Here is a 23,843-nt window from a genome sequence, read left to right as displayed (position 1 = left end):
GAAACGCATTGCCGGTCACGTTTCGGCTCGTTCGTCGCTTCGTCCATCCGGGTAGCACGGTTCTGCTTCCGCTGGAAGTTGCCGGGACCCACTCCCTACCTTCCCTCGGAACCCCCCTAGCCCACACCGAGGCTCGCGAGCGACCCCCCTGGTCGTTCGCCACCGAGACACGAGCGGCGAGGACGGAGCGACGTCACGCCGCGCTTCGATTCCCGTCGCCTACGTCTCTCACCGGACAGTCGAACCCCGTCGCCGTGGAGTCGCCGCGCGTACGGTGGCCTCAGGCTCTCGAGACACGCATCGCGTCAGTCCTCGCTAAATCCCTGGACGCTCGCGTCGCGGTGCCCGCGGATGGCGTCGCGGACGTCCCCCCTGCTCCAGTCGAGCGGCCCGAGGACGTCCGCGACGGCGCGCACTATCCGGGTGGCGTAGTGGTCGGCGTCGTACCGGTCGACGGGCTCGCTCGCGAGTCGGACGCGCGCTCTGGTCGTCTTGTCGGCGTCGACGACGACGTACGCGACGTCGCGGCCGGGGCCGGCGGGGACGCCCCGGTCGCGGGCGCGGTCGAGCGCGGCGGTCGCGTCCGTGTACCGCTGGTAGGCGTCCGCGGGCTTGCCGGTGCGGCGGCGCGCGACGAGCCGGTCCGGGTCGACGTCGCCGCGGCGGAGGCGGTCGACCGCTTCGCGTGCGCGCTCGGCGACCGCCCGGGGGTCGTCGGTCGCGTCGAGGACGCGCAGGCACTCGCGCTGGACGTCGGCGACGAACTCGGGGGTGTTCCGGCGGCGCGCCGCGACGCCGCGGAGTTTGAACGAATCACCGAAGGCGCCCGTATCGCCCGCTAGCACCTCGTCGGGGGCGTCCGCGCGCTTCGCGACGTACTTCGTGAGCGCACCGCCCTCCTTCTCGGCGAGCGGACAGAACGCCACCCAGTCGTAGCGCGCCTCGTGTTCGAGGCGGATGCCGACGTCGTCGGTTATCTCGCTCGCGAGCGCGTCGAGCGGTTCGCGGGCGGCGTCGTCGACGTCGGGCGCGGGCGTCACCCAGATGGAGTCGACGATGCCGTGGAGAACGCGCCAGCCGCCCGCTTCGAGGCGTTCCTTCGCGGAGAGCAGTATCTCTCTGGCGTACGCGTTGATGGCCTCGTGGCACTCGATGCGCCCGAACTTCGCGTTCGAGAACCCCTGGTAGCCGAAGCAGGAGACGAGGATCCACTTCAGCGCCGACGACCGTCCCTCGAGTTCGCGGATGCGTTCCGGGTCGGGGTCGTCGCTCGCGCGTTCGGCGGCGATGGCGGCCTTGTAGTCGTCGCGGTCGTCGACGATGGGTCGGAGGACGTCCGGGAGGTAGCCGTCCGCGTCGCAGACCGCGTACCCGAGCCCGGGGACGTCCTCGCGGTGGCGGTGACACGCACAGCGGACGGTGTCCGGGCTGACGTTCCGCGTGCAGATGACGTTCGGGTAGAGGCTCGAGAAGTCGAGCTCGTGGACGTCGCGGTGGCGGCCGACGGCGGGCGAGAGCGTGAGGCCGCCGCGGTCGGCGTCGTGGAGCGACCGCAGGGACGCGAACGCCTCGTGGCGCCACGCGTGCCACGGGACGACGACGCCGCGCTCGCGGGCCTCGCGTATCTGGATGGCGGTGAGGACGTTCCCGATGCTCGCCCACGCCGCCTCCTGGAGGGGTTTGTGCGAGCGCGCGACGAGGTCGAGGACGCCCGCGACGCTCGTCTCGTTCACGAAGAACGTGTTCGACAGGTCGACGATGGCGCGCCCCGGGACCGCGTACCGCGCCGGCGAGTGCCCGACCGCGCCGTAGCTCGTGTACGTCGACTCGCCCGCCAGTTCGCGATACCCCGGCTCCCGGCCGAGCGCGTACTCGCTCGCCGGCTTCTCGCTCGCGGCCGCGAGCCGCGGAACGAGTTTCGCGGTGTCGAGCACGAGCACGTCCGGGTCCGCGGCCGCGACGCGGGAGTCGACCGCGGCCGCGACCGCGGGAGGGTCGCCGGAGACGCGGTCGCCGTCGGCGGAACCGCCGCTCGTGGTTCCGTCCGCTCGTCGCGTCGACGACGCGACGCTGTCGACGACGAGCGCCTCGTACGCGTCGTTCCCGCGCTCGCCCTCGGGGACCGCGACGGTGAACGTCTCGGGGTCGCGAGCGGGCGTCGGGGCCGTCGGCGACGTCGCGAACTCGCCGTCGTCGTTGCGGACGCGACGGCTGGAGCCAGCACCGCCGGCGACGCGCCCGCCGCCCTCGCCGAGCGCGTCCAGATGATACCGGAACCCGGGAGAGAGGTCGACGTCGTAGCACGCGAAGTCTCCGGTCGGCTCGACCTCGTGGGCTTGCCGCGCGAGCGAGCGCACGCGGTCGACGTGCGTCGCGTCCACCGCCAGCAGGCGCTCCGGCGGTCGCCCGAAGGACGTGCGCTTGTGGACGAACGACGTCCCGAGGACGTCCGGGTGCGCCTCGTAGTGCGCGCGCAGGTCCACGAACCGCCCGCGGTCGTCCGCGCCGTCGCGGAGCCGCCCCTGGCCATCGCGACGGCCGCGAGCGCCCACGTAGAACCGCGGCGCGTACGGTCGCGTCACCGCCGACGCGCCCCCGTCGGCGTCGAGCGTCCACGCTCGAACCCGGCCGTCGTCGCGGAAGTCCGTGACGAACGCCACGCCTACGCACCTCCGTCGGCGTCGGTCGCGTCGCCCGCGCCGTCGGCGTCGTCCACTCCGTTGACGTCGTCCGACCCGGCGAATTCGTCGGTCGGCGCGTCCGGGAGTTCGGCGTCACCGAGGCGGTTCGCGAGCGCGTTCACCGCCGGCGGATAGTCGGCGGCGTCGAGCTGGTGGTCGAGCGCCGCCGCGTCCACCGCCCCCTCGACGTCGTCGAACCGGTCCTCGAGACGCTCGAGTCGGCCGTCGATGCGGTCCAGGCGGTCGGCGACCGCCGCGAGTTCGTCCGCCAACCCCTCGCGCTCGCTCGCGGCCTCGTCGTGCCGGCGTTCCTGTTCGAGCGCGATGCCGAGCAGCGCTGCGACGAGCGGGTTCCGGTGGTTGCGCGCGCCGGCCGCGTCGGCGTGCTCGCGAGCGTACCCGAACAGGCGGTCGAAGCGCTCGCGGTCCCGACGGCGGAGCGCACGCCGGTACGGCGACCAGCGCTCCTCGATGGCCGCGAGCGCGTCGCGGTACGTCGGGTTCGTGCGACCCATCACGCACCACCCCCGCGAGCGCCGCGGACGGTTGTACGAGCGATGCGAGACGCGAAGCCGAGACGGTCGTCGATGCGGAAGTGCTGCATACGCGAGCCGACGCCCACCACGCACGTAACCGACGGCGTGTCGTTTCCGGAAACTTCCGGAAAGCGGGCTTCCGGCGACAACGCGGTCGCTACGTGCTCTACGGTCGATTCCGGGGTTTTCCGGGAACGGTACTACGAGGAACGAACGCCGAGGTCACCCGTCGGTCGCCGACTCGTCGTCGACGGGCGCGTCGGCGTGGCGCGTTCAGCGGCCGTGCTGCCACGGCGAGAGGAGGTGTTCGTGTGCGGCGCGGTGGCCGCGGGGGCTGGCGGCGAGGGCGCCGTCGGCGTCGCCGAACCGGTTCCCGTCCTCGCTCGCCGCGGGCGGGCTGGCGGCGGCGTCCGCGGTCGGCGCCGCACCCGCCGACTGGACGCCGGCGGCGGTCGCGCGCTGGTCGAGGACGGTCCGCCAGTACGAGAGCGTCGTCTGGAGCGTGCCGTCGGCCTGCGGGTAGACGAGCGTCTCGGTGTCGTCGCCGACGAACCGCGGCCCCTGTGAGGTTCGCTCGCAGCGCAGCCGGTGGTCGGCGGCGCGGTCGACTATCTCGGCGAACGCGCCGGTAGTAGCGTCGGCGGTAGCGGTGGAGTCGGTAGCGTTCCCCCCGCCAGCCCGCGTGAGGAGGACGGGGGCGTCGTACGCGTCGGCGTACCGGCGGAGGCGGGCGAGCGTTCGCGCGAGCAGCTGGCGGGCATGCTCGCGGGGGAGGTCGTCGGCGTCGCGGTAGCGGCCGTCGACGACGGGCGCGACGAGGAGCGCTGGCGCGTCCGCGGCGGTGTCGGCAGCGGCCCGCTCGACGGCGTCGGGGACGTCGGCGACGGCGGCGTGATGCTGGTAGGGCGTGAACCCACGGGCGACGTGGACGCGTTCGAGGAGCCGCCACGTCGGCGCGACGCGAGCGAGCGTGGTGGTGCGTGCGCAGCCGGCGGTGTCCACCCAGAGCGCGGGGCCGTCGTGCGTGAGGAGGTGGTCGAGCGCGAGCGACTGGACGACGGGAACGCCGCGGCCGGCGACGTCGAGGAGCGTGACGCCGTCGTCGAGCGACGGGAGCACGGGGTCGAGGTGGTCGTCGGTCGCCAGTGCGCGCTCGTTCCGGTCGGCGCCGCGCTCGGGGCGCGTCGGCGCGTCTCCCTGGGTCGAGTCCTGCATGCGCGAGGCGACGACCGCGACGGTGTTAACGCGAGGCGTGTCGTTTCCGGAAACTTCCGGAAAGCACCAGCGGCGGTCCCGTCGGCGGCTAGCGACCACAGTGCGGACGAATCGGCGGTTCCGGAAAGCGGTCGCGACCGACGGCGAGTGCTCGATGCTGGCGGAGAGCGTTCGGGGTTCGGGCTCCGCATCGTCGCTGGCGTCGCGGACGCACACGGCTGGACGGTCGCGGTGACGGAGAGCGAGTCCGGCGGCGCCCGCTTCGAGTTCCGTATTTGAATCTTCCGGCGGCTTGTCGGCGGTGACGAACGCGACCGCGTTATTAACTGTCGGGGACCCGATGGAAGGACACGCATGGCTGGTGGGCACGACGACGGGACGCGGTCGCGGCGGGACGTCCTCCGGACGGCCGCGGCGACCGTCGCAGCGAGTGGACTCGGTGCGAGCGCGGGGTGTCTGGCGACGCTTCCGCCGCTCGGTGAACGCGTGCAGTTCGGTCGCGTCGACGCGCCGGCGGCCGACGAGGCGACGTACGCGACGTGGGTGCCTGACGCGAGCGGTATCGACGCCGAGACGGCGTTCGAGGAGACGCACGACGTCATGTACGTCGCGCCGTCGGCGCTCCACGAGTCCGAGCTCGGACGGCAGGCGTCGTTCCCGGCGACGTTCCTGAAGAGTCGCGTCGACTACTTCGGGCACGGGTTCGAGCGCTACCGCGAGGCGTTCAGTTACGGGCCCGTCGTCGCGCTCGTCGGCGACGTCGACCGCGAACTGGCCGCGCGCACCGCGACCGACAGCGGGTACACGGCGGCCGACGGCTACGAGTCCTACGACGTGTTCGAGCGCGACGACCCGGCGCGGACGACGTTCGTCGGCGACGACGTCGTCGCGTGGGCGCAGGGGTCGACCTCGCGGACGGACGTCCGGGCGGTGCTGGACGCGCGCGACGGTCGGGTCCCGAACCGGTACGAGCGCGACGAGGACTTCGCGAACGCGGTCGACGCGACCGGCGGCTACCCCTCGACGTGGCTGTTCGAGCAGTCGTCGAACAACATCGAGCGGACGTTCCCGAAGGCGACGCACGTCGGGATGGGAACGACCGCCGACGACGACGGCGTGTACTTCGTGCTGACCTATCACTTCGGCGACGGTGGGACGCCGTCGATCGGGGCGGCGCGAGACGAGGTCGAGAAGCGCGACCGAGCGCTGGCGTCGGAGGCGACGGAGGTGTCGGTCGAGGACGCGCTCGTCGAGGTGGAGATACAGCATTCGTGGACGGAGTACCGTCGAGAGATCCCCGTCGCGCTCGACGACTGGCCGCAGATAACGTGGGGCGTGACGCGGGACGAGCGGTCGGTGAGCGTGCGGCACGCGGCGGGCGACCCCGTGGACGCCGAGTGGCTCGACGTCGGGTTCTTCCCCGAGGTGGAGTCGCCGCCGACGCTGTTCGAGTCGGGGACGGTCGGGGCCGGCGACGTGGCGACGCTCGACCGCGACGACGTGCCGGCGGATACCCGGCGGTTGTACGTCAAGGCGTCACCGCCGGAGGACGACTCGACGAGCATGTTGCTGTCGGTGCGACTCGACCGAGAGGATGCGTGAGCGCGACGAGCACCGCGCTGCACGGGACCGCGAGCGCCGTCTGTGCAGCGACCGAGGGATGGTTTCGGGTGGTTCCGGACAGTTTACAACAATCGACGTATCAGCAAGAAACCGTGAGTGAGGACGTGGACCTGCCGACCGTCGTCTCGCTGCTGGACGACGAGTACGCGCGTGCCATCCTGCTGGCGACGAGCACCGCGTCGCTGTCGGCGACGGAGCTCGGCGAACGACTCGACGCCTCGCTCTCGACGGTGTACCGGCGACTGGAACGACTGGACGACGCCGGACTCGTCGTCGAAGGGACGCGACCGCGCGCCGACGGCCACCACGACACCGTGTACAGCGCGGACCTCGACGAGTTCACGGTCTCGCTCGCGGACGGGGAACTGGACTGCGAGCTACGGCGGCGACGCGAGGACGCCGCGGGACGGCTCGCGCGCCGCTGGGAGGACCTGAAACGATGACGTACGTGTACGGATTCAGTCTCGTGGAGCTCGCCGTGATAGCGGCCGCGGGCGCGTCGACGCTCGTCGGCCTCTACATCGGGTATCAGGCGTATCGAGCGCTCGAACTGTACGACGACCGGTCGATGTTCTACCTCGCGGTCGGCCTCATCCTCCTGACGGCCGTGACGTACTCGACGGCGTTCGCGGGGACGCTCGCCTTCCGACTGGAGTTGCTCGCACTCCCCGCGCAGGACGCGTTCCGGCTCGTGGTGCGGCTCTGTCAGCTCGCCGGACTCCTCTGCATCGCGTACTCGCTGTCGCGCCGACGCTGAGCCGGGGCGTTCCGGCGGTCGAGCCCGCCCCAGCGGTCACGTGCGGCGTCCTCAGTCGTCGCTCTCGACGCCAGCGTCCGCGTTCCCGTCCGCGTCCTCGCCGACGACCGCGTGGGCGTCGACCTCGTCGGGGAGGTCGGGGACGCGACTGGTGTCGTGCGCGCCGACGGGCGGTCGGTTGACGGCGGCGGCGTCGCTCGCGGCGAGGTCGGTGTGCTCGCGCTCGTCGCTCATCTGGCCGTCCGCGACGTCGCGGGCGTCCTGGTCGATGCGCATCGAGCAGAACTCGACGCCGCACATCGAGCAGAACCTGGCGTCCTTGTAGTTGTCACCGGGGAGGGTCTGGTCGTGGTAGTCGCGGGCGCGCTCGGTGTCGAGCGCGAGGTCGAACTGGCGGCGCCAGTCGAAGTCGTATCGCGCCTCCGAGAGCGCGTCGTCCCAGTCGCGCGCGCCGGGGCGGTCGTTCGCGACGTCGGCGGCGTGTGCGGCGATCCGGTACGCGGCGAGGCCGTCGCGGACGTCCTCGGCCTCGGGCAACCCGAGGTGCTCCTTGGGCGTGACGTAGCAAAGCATCGCGGCGCCGTGCCGGGCGGCCTCGGTCGCGCCGATGGCGCTCGTGATGTGGTCGTAGCCGGGCGCGACGTCGGTGACGAGCGGCCCGAGGACGTAGAACGGCGCGCCGTCGCAGACCTCCTGCTGGCGGTCGACGTTCTCGGCGATCTCGTCCATCGGGACGTGCCCGGGGCCCTCGACCATCACCTGTACGCCGCGGTCCTGGGCGTGCGCGGTGAGCTCGCCGAGCGTCTCCAGTTCCGCGAACTGGGCGGCGTCGCTCGCGTCCGCGAGGCTGCCGGGGCGGAGGCCGTCGCCGAGGCTGACGGTGACGTCGTGCTCGAGGAGCACGTCGCAGTACGCGTCGAAGTTCGCGTACAGCGGGTTCTCCATCGCGTTCTCCTCCATCCACTGCGCGAGGATGGACCCACCGCGGGAGACGATGCCGGTGGTGCGGTCGTCGGTGAGCGGGAGGTGCTCCATGCGGACGCCGGCGTGCAGGGTCATGTAGTCGACGCCCTGCTTCGCTTGCTTCTCGACGACGTCCAGGAGGAGTTCGTGCGTGAGGTCGGCGACCTCGTCGACGCGCGTGAGCGCCCCGTAGATGGGGACGGTGCCGACGGGGACCGGCGAGTGCGCGACGTTCGCCTCGCGTATCCCGTCGAGGTTGTCACCGGTGGAGAGGTCCATGACGGTGTCGGCGCCGTAGTGGACGGCGGCGTGGAGCTTCTCGAGTTCGCCCGCGCGGTCGCTCGTCGTCTCGGAGTTCCCGATGTTCGCGTTCACCTTCGTCGCGAACTCCCGGCCGATTATCATCGGGTCGAGGGAGTCGTGATGGTGGTTGTCCGGAATGACTGCCTGCCCGTCGGCGACCTGCTCGCGGACGAACCGCGGGTCGACCTGCTCTCGCTCGGCGACGCGTTCCATCGCGTCGGTTATCTCGCCGTCTCGGGCACGTTGGAGTTGCGTACGAGCCATCAACCACCTAGTGATACCACCAAGTGATAAACGTGTCGTGTGAACCGCACACAGGAAGCAGGCGGGGACGGCCTCGCCGGACAGGCGAACGCGACGCCGACGGCGTACGCGGACGGCGAGTTTCGCAGAGAACGCGCCGACGGCGCCGTCGCCGAAAGTGAAGCACGTCAGTATCGCGCCAGCGTCCCTGACGACGGGTTCGAACCACAGCCAGAGGCCGACGAGCGAGCCGGCGACCCGGACGGCGCGATGACGAGAGAAGACGGGGACGTATCAGCGACCGGGAAGTGGGTTCTTCGTTCCAGCAGTCAGTCGCTGCCAGCGGCGCTCCCGTCGCTAGCGGGCGGGGTCTCGTGGTCGTCCGCCTCCTGTCCGGAAGCCCCGCGCACGCCGCCGTCCCGCCACGTCCCGCGACGGAACCACAGCCACGCGATGACGGCGCCGGCGACGTTCGAGACCGCGAACGCGATCCAGATGCCGTTCTGTTCGAGCGCCGTCTCGGCGAGCACGACCGCGATGGGAAGTCGGATGCCGCCGAGCGTCGCGATGGAGATGGCGGCCGCGATCATCGTCTTCCCCGCACCGCGGAAGCCGCCGGAGAACGCGCGCATGATTCCGATGAAGCCGAACGAGAGCGCGACGTACCGCAGGAACGTCGTCCCCTCGTCGACGACCGCGGCGTCGTTCGTGAACGCGGCGACGATGGGTTCCGGGAACAGGTAGATGAGCACGCCCACGGAGAACAGGACCACGAACAGGCCCTTCGCGGCGACGTAGTTCGCCTGCTGGGCGCGGTCGGGCTTCCCCGCACCGACGTTCTGGCCCGTCATCGTCTCCACGCCGCGCGCCACCGCGATGGCGGGGAGGAAGATGACGGAGAACACGCGCGTCCCGATGCCGAACGCGGCGACGACGGGCGTGGAGAACGCACCGACGACGACGAGGAGCAGGTTCACGGAGAGCGCACGCCCCGTGCCCTCGATGCTCGCCGGGACGCCGATGGCGAGCATCTTCTTCAGGTACGAGACGTCCGGTCGGAGGTCCGCGAGGTGGATCTGGATGCCGCGGGACCCGGAGAGCATGATGGCGACGCCGACGAGCATCGCGAGACTCCGGGAGAACACGGTCGCGTACGCCGCCCCCTCGATGCCGAGTTCGGGGAACGCGACCGTCCCGACGAGCGGGGCGTCGGCGAGCAGCGTCCAGCCGTTGATGAGGAACGGGTCGAGGATGACGTTGATGACGACGGTGCCGAACATGACGAGCATCGGCGTGATGGTGTCGCCGGCGCCCCGCATCAGCGAGATGAACACGAAGAACCCGAACATGAACGGCAGGCCGAGCGCGACCACCTGCATGTACGCGGTCGCGCCGGGGAGGACGTCCGGGCTCGCGCCGAGGAGGTCCATGAACGGCCGGACGAACGGGTAGCCGAGCGCGCCGAGGAGCATCGACGCGAGGACCGCCCACGAGACGGTCTGGGACGCCGCGTACTCCGCTTGCTTCGGTTCGTCGGCGCCGGTGTGTTGGGCGACGAGGACGCTCCCGGCGACCGAGAGCCCCATCCCGAGCGAGATGAGGAGGAACACCATCGGGAACGCGAACGAGATGGCTGCCAGCGCCTCCGTGGAGTACTGACCGAGCCAGAACGTGTCCGCGAGGTTGTACGCCGTCTGCATGAGGTTCGTGACGACGATCGGGAGCGACAGGTACAGCAGCGGCTTGACGATACCGCCCTCCGTGAGGTCGAGGTCGCCCTGGCCTTTGAACAGGCTCATGCGGGGGCCTCCGGTCGCCAGTCGAGTTCGCCGTCGAGGTACGCTTCGAGGGGAGCGCGGGACTCGGCGGGCGATTCGCCGAGTGCGAGCTCGCGGACGTGCGCGCCGTTCAGGACGGTGACCACGTGACGAGCGACGCGGCCGGGGTCGGCGTCGTCGAAGCACCCGCTTTCGACGCCGTCGCGGACCACCTCGGTGACCTCGGTCCGGATGGCGTCGTCCAGTTCGACGAACCGCTCGTGGTACGCGTCGCTGAACGGCGCTTGCGCCTTCAGGTTCATGAGCGCGACCGCGAACCCGACGTCGTCGCCAGCCGGGTCGAACACGGCGTCGAGGAACGCCGACAGCCGGTCGCGGGGGTCGTCCGTATCGACGTCGATGCGCGCTCGGAACGCCCCGACCAGGTGGTCGAGGTACGCGTTCAGCAGTGCTTCCTTGGTGTCGAAGTGGTAGTGGATCGCGGCCGTCGAGAGCGAGGACTCCTCGGCGATGCGCTGTATCGTCAGGTTCGCGTACCCGTGCTCGTAGAGAGCGCGCCCGGTCGCCGTCATTATCTCGTCGGTCGTGTCGGAATCCATTCGATACCAGACTTACTAACTAGTTAGTCAAAAGTGGCCGGGTTTCGGAAACGCACCGTCGTGGAGGCCGAAGGGACGGGCTGCAGTCGAGGGAACGGGCTACAGTCGAGCGACGACGCGCGTCGAGAAGCGGGGGTGGTCGGACCGTCGAGCCGTCAGTCCGCGTGCTGCTCGACGCCCTCGTAGGGTTCGCGAGCGATGGACTGCCGGAGGTCGGCGAGCGCCTCCCGGCCCGTCGTGGAGGCGGCGTGCGTGACCGCGAACACCTCCTCGCGCGAGATCTTCACGCCGCGTTCCGTGAGCGCGTCCTCGGGTCGCGCACCGAGCTCGCGGAGGGTGCCGACCGCGAGCAGGAACGGGACGCTCCACGCTTCGAGCGTGTTCCCGTGCACGAGCGGCATCGACTCCAGGTACGTCTGCGCGTCGTCGAGGAACCCGCGAGCGTGGTCGGCGGTCCGCTGGACGACTCGCGCCGCGGCGCCGCGATGCTCGGGTTCGACGACCTCGTCCTGGGGGACGCCCTCGGCCTCCAGCCACTCGTTGGGGAGGTAGACGTTGTTCTCGTCGACGTAGTCGTCGTACACGTCCTTCGAGACGTTCGTCAGCTGGAGGAGTTGCCCGAACTCCTCCGCGGTCCCCTGCATGCGGCGCGCTTGCGTCTGGTCGACGTCCGTGCGCGTCAGGAGGTTCGTGACGAGTTCACCGACCGTTCCCGCGGCGTAGTGACAGTACTCCTCGAGTTCCGCGGGGTCCCCGATGCGGAGTCCACCCTTGTCGCTGTACCGTTCGACGAACGCCGCCATCCCGTCGACCATCTCGACGACGGGGCCGACGACCGCCGACTGGACGTCCTCGGGGAGCGACGCGAACGTCGCGAGCACGGTCGGTGCTCGCGCGACGACCTCCCAGTCGTCGTTGCGCTCGTCCTCCGCGGGCACGTACGCGTCGATGTCCGCGCGGAACTCCTCGATGGTCGCCTCGGCGGTCGGGTCGACCGCGTCCCGGTACGTCCGGAGGAGTGCGGCCTGCTCGTCGGGCGGTAGATGGCCCGCGTCCTCGACCGTGTCAGCGACCCGACAGAGGAGGTAACCCAGACAGATGTGGGTCGACATCGGTTCCTCCAGTACGTCGACTGTCAGGGCGAACGTCCGCGACACGCCCTGTACAGCCTCGTGACACCACGCCTCGTCGACATCACCACGATGACACTCACGCCCGCTCATCAGATATACCCGAACAAAAGGGCCGCGCGGCAAAAAGCCTCCGGGGTAACCACGACCCGAACGCGGCAAGACTCCCACCATACCGGGGATTTCGTCGGGTTCGAGCGGTCAGAGTCCCGGCGTTCGAGGGGGGGGGGAGCGCGGCCGAGGCGGAGCACGCCCGAGAGGTCGCCCGCTGTCGAGGAGCGGCGGCCGCTCAGGCGAGGAACCGGAGGAAGACGAAGAGCGTGCCGAGCGCGGCGAGCGTGGTCGCGAAGACGTTCAGTGACGCGAACGTCGCGTCACCGCCGAGTTCGGTGGCGTACACGTACGTCGAGACCGCGGTCGGTGCGCCGAACATCACGACCACGGTATCGCGGACGACCGGGTCGACGGCGAGCGTCGTGAAGACGAGCCACGCGAGGACTGGCATCACGAGGACCTTGAGCGCGACGACGCGACCGGTTCGACCGACGGAACCGCCGTACCCGGTGGCGCGCAGGGACCCGCCGACGGCGACGAGCGCGACGGGGAGCGCGAGCGCGGACAGCGACGCGAGACCGGCGTCGACCGTGGTGGGGACGGTGACGTCGAGGGACGCGACGGCGAGGCTCGCGGCGAGCGTCAGGAGTATCGGGTTCGTCGCGACGCTCCGGAGTTCCCCGGCGACCGCGGCGTCGGCGTCGTTGATCGTCACGAGCACGAGGATCGTAATCGGAATCTGGACGAGTGCGGCGACGCCGAGGACGACGCTCGCGGTCGCGGCGGCACTCGCCCCCAGCGTCGCGGCGACGACGGGGACGCCGAAGTACCCGAGGTTCCCGTGATAGGACTGGACGAGCGCGACGCTCCGCCGGTCGTCCGCGCCGTGGCGGTTCGCGACCCACGCGAGCGCGAGCAGCGACGCGATGACGGCGACGAGTCCGACCACGAGCTCGACCGAGAGCAGCGCTTCGAGGTCGCGGTCGTGCGTCGACGAGAACACGAGCGCCGGCAGGAGCACGTAGAACGCGAGCTGTCCCAGACGCTCGTTGCGCGGCCCGGTGAGGGCGCCGCCCCGTCGTGCGAGCAGCCCGAGCACGACGAGCGCGAACATGAACGCGAACCGCTCGGCCAGCGTCACACCGGAGCCAGTCGGCTCGCGGGCTTCACCCTTCGGGTTCGGGCACGCGTCGCCGTCGGTCACGACGTCGTCGGCGTCGAGCGTCCGGCCCTCAGGGTTCGTCGAGCGCCAGCGACCGGACGCGCTCGCGCAGTTCCGCGGGCCCGTCGGCGACCGCGTCGGCGCGCGAGACGTCCTGTTCGCCGTCGGAGTCCGGCGAGCGATAGGCGAGGACGACGGCGCCGGCGCGCTTCGCGGCCTCGATGCCGCTCGCCGAGTCCTCGACGACGAGACAGTGCTCGGGGGCGACGCCGAGTCGTCGCGCGGCCGCCTCGTAGACGAACGGCTCGGGCTTCCCGGGTTCGTCGAGCTCCGGCGCGAGCACCTCGGCGTCGAACGCATCTTCGAGGCCGAGGCGCTCCAGGGTCCACGCCACCCACTGCGGGAACGACGACGTCGCGAGGCCGACCGGGAGGCCCGCATCCTGCAGGTCGCGGACGAGGTCGGCCGCGCCCTCGGTGACGTCCGCCCGCTCCAGGTAGATGGATTCGGCGACGTCGTCGTAGAGGTCGAAGTACGCCTCGCGGCTCACGTTCATGTCGTGGTCCGCGCCGAACCGGTCGTACTGGTCGTAGATGCTCACGCCGGTGAGGTCGGCGGGCGTCACGTCCGCCTCCTCTGGGTACGCGGCGTCGATGATGTCGTGCATCTCCTCGCTCCAGTACGACTCGGACTCGACGAGCACGCCGTCCATGTCGAATATCACGGCGTCGATGCGTCGGTCCGCGGGGTCGGCTTCTGACTCGCTCATGGCCGGGAGAACGCGGCACGGAGCCTTGCATCCTCGGGTCCGACCCGGGAGCGATGACAAGACACTTGCCGCGCGCGTCGGTGCGTCCCGGTCGATGCCCTCCACGCGACGTCGAGCGCTCCGAGCGACCGCTGGCGCGGTCGCCGCGGGCCTCGCGGGCTGCAGCGCACTGTCGGGCGACGACGAACGCGAGCGCCGCGGCGAGCGCCTCGGAACGCCAATCACGGACTACAACACCGAGCGCGTCGTCGTCGAGGACGAGCAGCGTCTGGTCGACTGGCCCGACGAGGACCGGGACGTCCGCGGCCAATCGCTCCTGGCGACCGCCGAAGACCGCGAGGGGCTCGCGTTCCCGACCGACGCGACGACCCCCGTCGAGTCGTTCCTCGACGCCACCGCGTTCGACGCGAGCGCGGTCCTCCTCTTCCAGCGCCAGCACGGCGCGTGCTACCGGCTCGACGCGTACCGACCGGCCGCGAAACCCGACGAGATAAGCGCGCATCTCTGCACTGAGACGCGGCCCGCCGACGAACCCTGTAGCGCCGACGCCGACCGGACGACGCTGCTCGCGCTGCGCCTCCCGGTCGACGCCCGCGACCGCAACCATCTCTCCGTCACGGAATCCTCTGATTGCTCCGACCGGTTCGGCCCGCGCTCCGCAGGAGGTGAGGGGGAATGAGCGACGGCACGCGGGAGGGAGACGGCGTGCGAGCGGGCGACAGTTCGCGGCGGGACGTCCTCTCGGGTGCGGCGAGCGCGGGCGTCGCCGCCGCGCTCGCCGGGTGCTCGTTCTCGCTGGGCAGCGGCGGGTACGACCGCGAGGCGCTTGCCGACGTCGCGGACGGCCCGCAGCCGCCGCGTCCCGCGACCCACCCGGTCGACGTCCGCGAGCCGATGCTGTCGACCCACCGCGAGCACGCTCGCGAGCACCTGGCGGCGGTTCCCGAGGCACTCGACCTCCCGAACGGCGCGGTCGGCGACGAACTCGCCGGCACGCGAGAGCGGGTCGCGGAGCAGCTCCACGAGGCAGGGTCGGACGACGAGCGCATGGAGTACCGACTCCACGACGCCCGTGACGTCCGCGTCGCGGCCGCCGACTGCCACTTCCAGTACCGCGCGGCGACGAACGACGTCACCGAGCGCGAGATGGAGCGACTCCGGGACGACGCCCGAGACCGGCTCGCCGGCTTCCGGCGGGCGTGGGCGTACCGCGCGTCGTCGCCGACGCGAGCGCTCCTCGTGCACGCGTCCTTCGAGGGGACGGTCGAGCGCGTCGGGTTCGAACTCGAGCCGTGGCCGCGGTTCCCCGACGACTCCGCGGCGGGCTGGCGCGAGGTCGGGCACCTTCGCGGGAAGATCGCGACGGCGAGCGCGCTCCTCGACGACCTCGAATCGTATCGCGAGCAGGTCGCGACCGCGGACGCCGGGCGATACCGGGCGGCGCTGCACGCGGCCGCGATGTGGCTGTCGCGGCGCGCGAACCGCGTCGAGTACCGCGACGACGGCCCGCTCGACGACGGGCGTGATGGCCTGTCGAGCGACCCCGGTGACTCTGTCGCCGGCCGCCGGTTCGACGTGGCGCGCGACCGATTGCTGGAGTACTCGAAGCGCGCGTTCAACGAGGCCCAGGGCACCCAGCGGTACGCGACCACGGCGCTGTTCGCGGCGACGCGCCGCGCCGCCGTGGACGCGTTCGCGACCGCCGTCGACGACGCCGAATCGGGCAGGGAGTCAGTCGACGTCACCGCGAGCACGGTCGCCGACGAGCGAGCGCGCGCGGTCGACGCCGTCGAGACGACGCTCGACGCCGGCCCGACCGGCCTCCAGCGGCGGTTGCTGGAACCGGCCTACAACGCGCTCCGGAACGGCGACGACGAACTGGAGAACGGCCGGAACGGCGACCCGAAGCGCGCGTTCGCAAGCTACCGGTACGTCGCCGACTACGCCGACGCGGCACGGCGAGCGAGCGACGAGCTCGTCGGACTCCTGCGCTCGGCCGGGCGGTGACCTAGAAACCGAACGCCTCGTTCCTAAGTTAACACTCGCGTAATCTGGAAGAAGTACTAATACAACGTCGACAGTAGCGCCATAGGAACCACCACACATGTACATCTACTACTTGTACCCGGAGACGACAGAAACGGAGCTGTCTGAGATCGCATCGAATCTTCAGACGTCGTTAGAGGCCAATCAAGCATCCCACCTCGAGATTGAGGACCTTGATGAGGGCCTCAATTTCGGGTTTGAGGGATGGGGGAACCTCAAAGCTAGCATCTATCCGAAAGATGGTACCACGGATACCTTACGAGACGCTGTAATCGACATCCCTCACCTCAAGCAACGGATCAAAGAGTACGACTGCATCAAGTCGAGGGTATCAGACAGCGACATCGATAATATCGAAGGAGAGTACGTTGACAGAATCTCGGACGTGGTCGAGCTCATCGAACGGGTCTACAACGAGCTGGCACCCAAGCCAGCCGTAACCTACGGGCTCACAGACGCCGAACAGAAATGTATCCACGAAATGGAGGGCTATGGTCTCCCAGTAACCGAGGACAGTTTGGCCGCGGCCGAGCTCGCCCATCTCCCCTGGCTCGTCATCCTGCCACCAGAGATAGTCACGACGTATGGACGTGAACGACTACTGGAGACGCCCGTGTGGAAAACGAAAGCGCTAGACGACGGCAGTGTGCTGCTCGTCAGTCACGTGGACATCCTGCATCAGTTGGATTCTTCGATGAGCGAGCGTAATGAGCACCTCGGCATGGAGAGCCCGATCTCCCATATGCTTTGAGGCGCGGTCTCACACGACGCTGCCGAGGCCACGACGACGCTGGCACGGCAAAGGCTTAGACTGGCGGAGCCGAGGATGGGGCCGTGATCAGGTTCTTCATGGGCGTCGAGCCCGCGCCAGATGGGGACCGCGACCTGCTCGTCGACGCTCTCGCCGCCGAGGACGTCGCGCTGGAGTCGGCGTACGACGGACTGCTCGTGTTCCACTCGATATCGGGACAGGTGAACCCGGGGCGATTCTTCACCGGCGACCTCGCCGCGCACGTCGACCGCGTCGTCGCCGGCGCGAACAACGACAGCGCGGGAGCGTGCCGTGCGAGCTACTACGAGCACGACGGGAACGGGCTCGTGCAGCGGGACGCGGTGACCATGCAGAGCCAGATGGCGAGCGAGCTGTTCGGGTTCCTGGCCCGGAGGTACGAGATGCATGTCCCGGTCTGAGGACGAGGCGCCGGTGGAGCGCCTGCGAGCGCTCGTCGACCGCGTCCTGGACGACTTGGGCGAGGACGAGCTCGCGGAGGCGGCGGCCGAGTTCGACCGACTGTACGCGACGACCGTGGAGGCGTACGGGGAGGCCGGGGCTCTCGACCCGGAGGCGTTCGCGGCCCTGCTCGACGTCGCCGGCGAGGCGGACGACCGGGCGCGGAGCCACCTGGTGGCGGTCGCCCGGCAGTCACTCGCGATGCAGGCGTTCTACGACGACGCGCCGACGGTCGAACCCGGGCAGGTGCTCGGCGTGCTCTCCTTCCTCGACGACCCGGACTGGCGAGTGCGTCAGACGGTCCTCCAGTCGACGTTCCTGAAAGAGCCGGTGTGGACGATGGCGGCGGGCGGTGAGCGCTGGCGGGCGGTCCGCGAGCGGTACGCGACCGCGCTGGTCGACCGGCTCGACGACCCCGTCGCGCTCGTGGCTGCCCGAGCCGCGAGCGCACTCGCTGCCTCGCACGCGCTGGGGTACTCGAAGCCGGACGACGCCGACGCGCTCCAGCACGCCGCGTCCGTCACGGTGTGGCACCCGCACCCCGACGAAGCCGTTCGCTCGATGCTCGACGGGCTCGCGACGGCGGACGCGGACGCCAGCATCCCGGACGACGTCGACGCGCGGTACGCGCTGGTCGACGTCCTCGACGCGCTCGCCGAACACGAACCCGGACGACTCGACGGGCACGCGGACGCGCTCCGCCGACTCGTCGCGCTCGACGACGAGGGACGACTGCACGATGTCGCGACGGACGCACTCCGCGACCGAGAGCACTGAACGCGGTCGAAGACGTTACGTCGACCCCATTCGAAGCTCGGAGCGTGATCCGGGACGCGCGCGTGCTGCGGACGGACTTCGTGCCGAGCGAGGTCGTGCATCGCGACGGCGAGGTCGACCACCTGTCGTCGGTGCTCGAACCGCTCACGAGGGGCGAGTCCGCGGACACCGCGGTCGTCACCGGCCCGTCGGGCGCGGGGAAGACGTGCCTGACGCGGTTCGTCGCCGGCAAGCTCCGGGAGGCGACGCTCGACGTCGAGACGGTGTACGTGAACTGCTGGCGGAACTACACGCGGTATCGCGCGCTCTACAGCGTCCTCGAGCACGTCGGCCGGACGGTGGACGTGCATCGGCAGTCGACGCCGACGGACGTCCTCGTGGATCGCGTCGAGCACGCCGACCAGCGCGCGGTCGTGGTCCTCGACGAGGCCGACCAGCTCGAGGACCCGGGTATCGTCTACGACCTCCACGGGCTCGACCAGTACGCGGTGGTCGTGGTCGCGAACCGCGAGCAGGACCTGTACGCGCCCGACGGGAACCGGCTGCGGTCGCGTCTGCAGGCGAGCGAGCACGTCCGCATGGACACGTACGGCGCGGCACAGCTCGTGTCCATCCTCCAGTCGCGAGTCGACAACGGCCTGGAGCGCGACGTCGTTTCGACCGGACAACTGGAGCACATCGCGGACGCCGCCGCGGGCGACGCGAGGCTCGCCATCGGTATCCTGCGGAGCGCCGCGCGCGCCGCGGAACGCCGGGACGCCGACGAGATAACTGACGACGTCGTCGCGGAGGCGGTGCCGGCCGCCGAGACGGAGATGCGGCAGGCTGACGTCGCGAACCTCACGCCAGACCAGGTCGCGGTGTTCGAGGTCGTCCGCGAGCACGGCCCGATGAGTCCCGGCGACATCTACGACGCGTACTGCGAGCGAGTCGACGACCCGAAGACCGAGCGCTCCGTTCGGTCGTACCTCTCGAAGATGCAGCAGTACGACCTGCTCGTCGCGAGCGGCTCCAGCCGGAGTCGCGTGTACGAGGTCGTCGACGACGACCTGCCCTCGCCGGGCGCGTGAGGAACGCGTGATGGACCGTCGGACGCGCCGGTTGCGGAGGGGTCGCCGGAAGGTTTTCGCTCGGTGAGTCGCTAGCGTCGGTGTTGCGGTCGAGACGTCGGTTCCTCGCGGTCGCCGGTGCGACGCTCGGAGCGGTCGGACTGGCTGGCTGTGGCGCGCTTCCCGATAGCGACGGCGCGGGCGAGGACGGTGGGTCTGGGAGGACGACGACGGGGGACGACCAGATCGGGCCGAATCCCGGGTACGGTGCCGTGGAGACGACGCGGACGGAGCCGAACGCGGCGCCGCCGGGCGACCCGCCGACCGGCGATGCCGTCGCGTGGTCGGTACCCGTCGGTGCGCCCGTGACGGCACGGCCGGTGGTGGCGGGTGACGCGTTGTTCCTCGGGGCGGGCGAGCACGACGGCGGCGAGCGACCCGGCGTGGACGCCGAGTTGCGGCCACGGTTCCCCGGGTACGTGCACGCCGTGGGCCTGGACGGCGAGCGACGGTTCGAGTACGCGGCACCGGCGCCGGTGCTGGACGTCGCGCCGGTCGCAGGCGACGACGCCGCTCGGCGGGCGCGCGACGTTGCCACGGGGAGCGAAGACGGCGACGCCTCGTGGGCCGCGTCCGCCGGGCGGGCGTCGGGACTGGGTGCGTACGCGGTCCTCGGCTGGTACGGCGGCCCCGGTGGCGTCGGCCATCGGTTGACGCGGGTGACCCGTGGCGTCCCGCGGTGGGCGGACGCGACGGCGGACGCGAACCGGTTCGTCGCGGCGAGTACCGCGGACGCGGTGGTGACGGGGACGCGGGACGAGCGCGTGGCGTTGACCGGCGAGCGGTTGACGGCGCGGTCGCCGGGTGGCGGCTACCGGTGGCGGGTCGAGAGCGGCGACGTCCTCGCCGGGACCGGGAGCGGCGACCGCGTGTACCTGACGGTGGGGACGCGGCGGACCGTCTGTCTGGACGCGCGAACCGGCGAGACTGCGTGGTCGTACCGCGGGACTGCGCCGACGTGGACGCCGCGCGTCCAGGGGGACGTGGTGTTCGTCGCGCGGAACAGACGGACGGGGTCGGGCGGACACCCGCTGGTCGCGGTCGACGCCGCGACGGGGCGGGAGCGCTGGACGTTCGCGGGCCGCGGTGACGCGGCGTTCACGCCGAGAGCCGCGGTTCGAGCGCCCGGTTCGACCGCTGGAACTGCGGACGCGGTGGTGTACGCGGCGGGGACGAACGGCGGCCTCCGGGCCATCGCAGGTGGTCGCCAGCGCTGGCGGACGCGGCTCCCGGGTCGCGTCGTCGACGGCCCCGTCGTCGCGGCGGGAACCGTGTACGCGACCGACACCCGAGGCGTCCTCTACGCCGTCGACGCGTCCACCGGCGAGCGAGCGTGGGACGTCGACCTCGGACTCCCGAGTCGGACGCTGGACGCGGGAACGGACGGCGTGGTGGCCGTCGCCGCGAGCGACGGCGCACCCGACGGCGACGCGTACCGCGTCCGCGGCTACGGCCACGACGGCGAGGAGCGATTCGCGCACGACGCCACCGAGGGCGTGCTCGCCGCGGTCGCTCGCGGCGCCCGCGGCTACGTCGTCACCGACGGCGGCCACCTCGCCGCGTTCGACCGCTGAGGGCGCCGGATTCACCGACTGAGGGCGACGACGCCACTCGACGCGGCGCCGGTCACTCGGGGATCGTCTCGCGGAACGCCTCGGGGTCGTCGTGGAAGCAGTCGCCGACGACGACCGCGTCGGCGCCCGCGTCGAGGATCTCCGCTGTCTGCTCGGCGGACGTGATGCCGCCGCCGTAGAACAGCGCCGTGTCGTCGAGGTATCTCGCGGCCGCTTCGACGTCCTCGGTGCCGCCGTACGTGCCGGAGTACTCGACGTAGAAGATGGGGAACCCGTAGAACGACTCGGTGGCGAGCGCCGCGCCCGCGACCTCGTCGGTGCTGTACGTGCGGGCGACGCCGGACTCGCCGGCGGCCTTCGAGTCGAGGTTCTGGACGACGTATCCCTCGCCGATGACGTCAGCGGCCATCTCCGCGACGGCCTCGCGGCCCTTCGACTCGACGACGCTCCCGAGCATCGGGACCTTCGACGCCATCGCCTCGGCTGGCTTGGCCGCGGCCTCCGCGAAGAACTCGACGTGCTTCGCGACGAAGTTCTCGCGGTCGCCGTTGAACACCGCCGGGACGGAGAGGCGGTCCGCGGCCGTGACGGTATCGCGCGACACGTGACTCGAACTGTACGGCTCCTGGAAGACCGGGACGCCGGCGACCTCGTCGCGGACGCGCTCGATGGCGTCGAGCGAGTTCGACTCGGTGACGCCGTCCGACCCACCGACGATGACGAGGTCCGTGCGTTCGAGGATGGAGAGGTCCTCGGGGAGCGGTTCGGCGGGGTCGACCTTCGTCACGTGCGAGACGGCGTCCAAGTCGACGGACATACCCGAGGAGTTCTCGTCGAGCGCGATATCAGTCCTTCGACTCGACGTGCATCCCGGCGAAGTCGGGTGCGTCCGTCCGAAGTTTCTTGCCAACTGCCTGCAGTGTCTGGTGCATGACGGAACCAGCAGGCGGCGACGCGGATCAGGGGCTCTCGCTCGCGGACTACTACGACCAGCAGCAGGTGGGTGACGTCGCGGTGTCCCCCGGCGGTGACCGCGTGGCGTTCACGGCGACCGAGTTCGACGGCGCCGAGGAGGAGTCGGTGACGTCGCTGTTCGTCGCACCCGCGGACGGCAGCCGGGACCCGCATCGGCTGTCGCGAGCGAGCGACGCGAGCTCGCCGACGTGGGGCCCCGACGGCGACAGGCTCGCGTTCCTCGCGGCGCGCGACCCCGACCCGGAGCTCCGCGCCGCCCGCGAGAAGGACGACGAAGACGAGGATGCCGACGCCGAAGCCGACGACGAGGAGGCTGACGCCGACGACGACGACGAGGAGGCTGACGCCGACGACGACGAGAACGCCGATGCCGACGCTGACGACGACGAGGGGTCGAGCGACGACGAGGACGACGAGGACGAGGAGCTGTCGCTGGGCGAGGAGCAAGCGCAGGTGTTCGTGTTCGACCTCGCGCTCGGTGGGGACGCGCGGCAGGTGACGACACGAGAGCATGGCGTGTCCGCGTTCGACTGGGGGCCCGCGGGCGAGCGCGTCGTCGTCGCCGCGCTCGACCCGACGGACGAGCAGGCCGAGTACTTGGAGGAACGCGAGGACGGCGGCCCCATCGAGATCGAGCGGACCCAGCACAAGGCGAACGGCCACGGGTGGACGGACGAGGCGCGGACGTACCTGTTCGTCGTCGACGTCGACTCCCGGGAGGCAGAGCGGTTGGACGACGCGTACGCGAGCGGGGCCCAAAGCGCGCTTTCGGGCGACGCGATGATGCCCCGATGGGGAAGCGGTGACCGCATCGCGTTCGCGAGCTACCAGCGCGAGGGCGCCGACGAGACGTGGGCGATGGACGTCCACACCATCGCACCCGACGGGAGCGACCACCGCACGCTCACCGACGGCACCGCTCAGGCGAGCGTCGCCGGCTGGCATCCCGACGGCGAGCACCTCGCGTACGCGGTCGGCGACCCGAGGAACAACTACACGACCGCGGACCTCGTCGTCGGCGCGGACGCCCCGAACGCGGACCCGAACGTCCTCTCGGGCGACCTGGAGCTCCCCGAGTGGGGCGCGCACTGGGTGGGCGAGGACGCGCTGCTCGTGCCGACCGGCGACGGCGGACAGACCGTCCTGCATCGCGTCGACGCGACCACCGGCGAACGCACGCGGCTGTTCCCGGCCGCCGACGACGACATGACGAGCGCGTTGTTCATGGGCGTCGACGTCGCCGCGGACGACTCCACGGCCGCGTTCGTCCTGACCCGCGCCGACGAGCGGAACGTGCACGCGCTCGACCTCGACGCCGCCGCTGACGCCGCGCCCGTCGCGAGCGACCGCGACGCCGCAGCGCCCGACGCCGAGGGCGCGCTGACGCGACTCACGGCCGCGACCGAGGCGTTCCGCGACCGCGTCGACGTCGAGTGCGAGCGCCTCGCGTTCGAGAGCGACGCGGGCGTCGACGTCGACGGGCTCGCGTACCACGCCGCCGACGCCGCCCTCGACGAGGAGGAGTACCCGGTCATCGTCGACATCCACGGCGGCCCGACGGTGTACGACCAGCCGTGGTTCCGGTTCAACTACGCGTACTGGGTGTCGCAGGGCTACGTCGTCCTCACCGTGAACTACCGCGGGTCCACGAGCTTCGGGCACGAGTTCGCGGAGGCCATCAGCGGCGACTGGGGGCCGCGCGAGGCCCGCGACGTCCAGGCGGGCGTCGAGCACCTCGTCGACCGCGGGTGGGCCGACCCCGAGCGCGTGTTCGTCACCGGGTTCAGTCAGGGCGGTATCAACACGGCGTTCGTGCTCGCGTACACCGACGTCGCGACCGCCGGCGCCGCCGAACACGGCATCTACGACTTCTACTCGAGCTACGGGACCGACGACTGCCACGTCTGGTGGGACGAGGAGTTCGGCGAACCCTGGGCGGACCCCGAGAGCTACTACGACATCTCGAGCGTCACGAAGGTCGACCGCATCGAGGACCCGCTGCTGTTGACCGCGGGCGAGAACGACTGGCGGTGCCCGCCGACGCAAGCCGAACAGATGTACCTCGGCGTGAAGAAGCAGGGCGTGGACGCGAAGCTCGTCGTCTACCCCGAACTCCCCCACGCGTACGGACCGCCGGAGACCGCGACCCACCGCCTCGATACCGTGACCGAGTGGTTCCGCGAGCACGACCCCGCCATCGACGCGACCGACGACGACGCTTCGGACGCGACGGACGGCGGGAACACCGAAGGCGGCGACGGCTGACCGAGACTCCAGCCCATGACGCCGTCGTCGTCGGGCTTCTCGGGTCACACGGC

Annotated in this window: 21 protein-coding genes and 1 pseudogene; 12 read left to right on the top strand and 10 right to left on the bottom strand. The window is 70.9% G+C overall.

Annotation, left to right across the window (positions count from 1 at the left end; genetic code table 11):
- Nucleotides 1-305: 305 nt before the first annotated feature.
- The 3 genes and pseudogenes from SM754_RS10430 to SM754_RS10420 all read right to left on the bottom strand — a co-directional run bounded on the left by SM754_RS10430 (nt 306) and on the right by SM754_RS10420 (nt 4,432).
- Entirely contained in the window at nt 306-2,660 is a 2,355-nt protein-coding gene (locus SM754_RS10430) for a type B DNA-directed DNA polymerase (RefSeq protein WP_323676164.1), read from the bottom strand.
- A gap of 251 nt (nt 2,661-2,911) precedes the next feature.
- Nucleotides 2,912-3,196 (bottom strand): annotated as a pseudogene (locus SM754_RS10425) (DUF8156 family protein); the annotation flags it as partial.
- Nucleotides 3,197-3,490: 294 nt separating this feature from the next.
- Entirely contained in the window at nt 3,491-4,432 is a 942-nt protein-coding gene (locus tag SM754_RS10420) for a hypothetical protein (protein ID WP_323676163.1), read from the bottom strand.
- 147 nt (nt 4,433-4,579) lie between these two features.
- On the opposite strand from SM754_RS10420, the gene SM754_RS10415 reads away from it, so the two are divergent.
- The 4 genes from SM754_RS10415 (at nt 4,580) to SM754_RS10400 (ending at nt 6,812) form a co-directional block, all read left to right on the top strand.
- Nucleotides 4,580-4,711, top strand: a complete 132-nt coding sequence (locus SM754_RS10415; protein WP_323676311.1) for a hypothetical protein — start codon at nt 4,580-4,582, stop codon at nt 4,709-4,711.
- Nucleotides 4,712-4,786: 75 nt separating this feature from the next.
- A complete protein-coding gene (locus SM754_RS10410) occupies nt 4,787-6,034 on the top strand; it encodes a twin-arginine translocation signal domain-containing protein (protein WP_323676162.1) in 1,248 nt (415 codons plus the stop codon).
- A 113-nt stretch (nt 6,035-6,147) separates the two neighbouring features.
- Nucleotides 6,148-6,498: a helix-turn-helix domain-containing protein gene (locus SM754_RS10405; RefSeq protein WP_323676161.1), complete on the top strand. Its 351-nt coding sequence runs from the start codon at nt 6,148-6,150 to the stop codon at nt 6,496-6,498.
- Entirely contained in the window at nt 6,495-6,812 is a 318-nt protein-coding gene (locus SM754_RS10400) for a DUF7521 family protein (RefSeq protein ID WP_323676160.1), read from the top strand. Before SM754_RS10405 ends, SM754_RS10400 begins: the two co-directional genes overlap by 4 nt.
- Before the next feature lie 51 nt (nt 6,813-6,863).
- Here SM754_RS10400 and thiC read toward each other — a convergent pair whose 3' ends face one another.
- From thiC to SM754_RS10370, 6 genes are all read right to left on the bottom strand, one after another.
- On the bottom strand, nt 6,864-8,342 hold the full coding sequence (thiC, locus tag SM754_RS10395) for a phosphomethylpyrimidine synthase ThiC (RefSeq protein WP_323676159.1): 1,479 nt from the start codon (nt 8,340-8,342) through the stop codon (nt 6,864-6,866).
- 308 nt (nt 8,343-8,650) lie between these two features.
- A complete protein-coding gene (locus tag SM754_RS10390; RefSeq protein WP_323676158.1) occupies nt 8,651-10,120 on the bottom strand; it encodes an MATE family efflux transporter in 1,470 nt (489 codons plus the stop codon).
- Complete coding sequence (locus SM754_RS10385) at nt 10,117-10,698, bottom strand: TetR/AcrR family transcriptional regulator (RefSeq protein WP_323676157.1); 582 nt, start codon at nt 10,696-10,698, stop codon at nt 10,117-10,119. The genes SM754_RS10390 and SM754_RS10385 overlap by 4 nt, the downstream gene beginning before the upstream one ends.
- Before the next feature lie 155 nt (nt 10,699-10,853).
- A complete protein-coding gene (locus tag SM754_RS10380; protein ID WP_323676156.1) occupies nt 10,854-11,921 on the bottom strand; it encodes a phytoene/squalene synthase family protein in 1,068 nt (355 codons plus the stop codon).
- 196 nt (nt 11,922-12,117) lie between these two features.
- On the bottom strand, nt 12,118-13,023 hold the full coding sequence (locus SM754_RS10375; protein ID WP_501993777.1) for an AEC family transporter: 906 nt from the start codon (nt 13,021-13,023) through the stop codon (nt 12,118-12,120).
- Nucleotides 13,024-13,114: 91 nt separating this feature from the next.
- A complete protein-coding gene (locus tag SM754_RS10370) occupies nt 13,115-13,813 on the bottom strand; it encodes an HAD family hydrolase (RefSeq protein ID WP_323676154.1) in 699 nt (232 codons plus the stop codon).
- Nucleotides 13,814-13,907: 94 nt separating this feature from the next.
- Here SM754_RS10370 and SM754_RS10365 point away from each other — a divergent pair, with 94 nt between their 5' ends.
- From SM754_RS10365 to SM754_RS10335, 7 genes are all read left to right on the top strand, one after another.
- Nucleotides 13,908-14,492 carry a hypothetical protein gene (locus SM754_RS10365; RefSeq protein WP_323676153.1) on the top strand — a complete coding sequence of 195 codons (585 nt, stop codon included), beginning with the start codon at nt 13,908-13,910 and terminating at the stop codon, nt 14,490-14,492.
- Nucleotides 14,489-15,820, top strand: a complete 1,332-nt coding sequence (locus SM754_RS10360; RefSeq protein ID WP_323676152.1) for a hypothetical protein — start codon at nt 14,489-14,491, stop codon at nt 15,818-15,820. Before SM754_RS10365 ends, SM754_RS10360 begins: the two co-directional genes overlap by 4 nt.
- A gap of 97 nt (nt 15,821-15,917) precedes the next feature.
- The gene (locus SM754_RS10355) at nt 15,918-16,610 is read left to right on the top strand and encodes a hypothetical protein (RefSeq protein ID WP_323676151.1); all 693 of its coding nucleotides are present in this window, start codon (nt 15,918-15,920) and stop codon (nt 16,608-16,610) included.
- Between the two features lie 83 nt (nt 16,611-16,693).
- Entirely contained in the window at nt 16,694-17,050 is a 357-nt protein-coding gene (locus SM754_RS10350; protein ID WP_323676150.1) for a hypothetical protein, read from the top strand.
- The gene (locus SM754_RS10345; protein ID WP_323676149.1) at nt 17,037-17,867 is read left to right on the top strand and encodes a hypothetical protein; all 831 of its coding nucleotides are present in this window, start codon (nt 17,037-17,039) and stop codon (nt 17,865-17,867) included. Before SM754_RS10350 ends, SM754_RS10345 begins: the two co-directional genes overlap by 14 nt.
- 44 nt (nt 17,868-17,911) lie before the next feature.
- Entirely contained in the window at nt 17,912-18,937 is a 1,026-nt protein-coding gene (locus SM754_RS10340) for a Cdc6/Cdc18 family protein (RefSeq protein ID WP_323676148.1), read from the top strand.
- An 83-nt stretch (nt 18,938-19,020) separates the two neighbouring features.
- A complete protein-coding gene (locus SM754_RS10335; RefSeq protein ID WP_323676147.1) occupies nt 19,021-20,550 on the top strand; it encodes an outer membrane protein assembly factor BamB family protein in 1,530 nt (509 codons plus the stop codon).
- Between the two features lie 52 nt (nt 20,551-20,602).
- Here SM754_RS10335 and SM754_RS10330 read toward each other — a convergent pair whose 3' ends face one another.
- A complete protein-coding gene (locus SM754_RS10330) occupies nt 20,603-21,367 on the bottom strand; it encodes a geranylgeranylglyceryl/heptaprenylglyceryl phosphate synthase (protein WP_323676146.1) in 765 nt (254 codons plus the stop codon).
- A gap of 113 nt (nt 21,368-21,480) precedes the next feature.
- On the opposite strand from SM754_RS10330, the gene SM754_RS10325 reads away from it, so the two are divergent.
- On the top strand, nt 21,481-23,790 hold the full coding sequence (locus SM754_RS10325; protein WP_323676145.1) for a S9 family peptidase: 2,310 nt from the start codon (nt 21,481-21,483) through the stop codon (nt 23,788-23,790).
- Nucleotides 23,791-23,843: the final 53 nt, after the last annotated feature.

Source organism: Halorubellus amylolyticus, from assembly GCF_034808145.1.
In the GTDB taxonomy this organism is placed as follows: domain Archaea; phylum Halobacteriota; class Halobacteria; order Halobacteriales; family Natrialbaceae; genus Halorubellus.
This window is presented reverse-complemented; position numbering and strand designations above follow the sequence as displayed.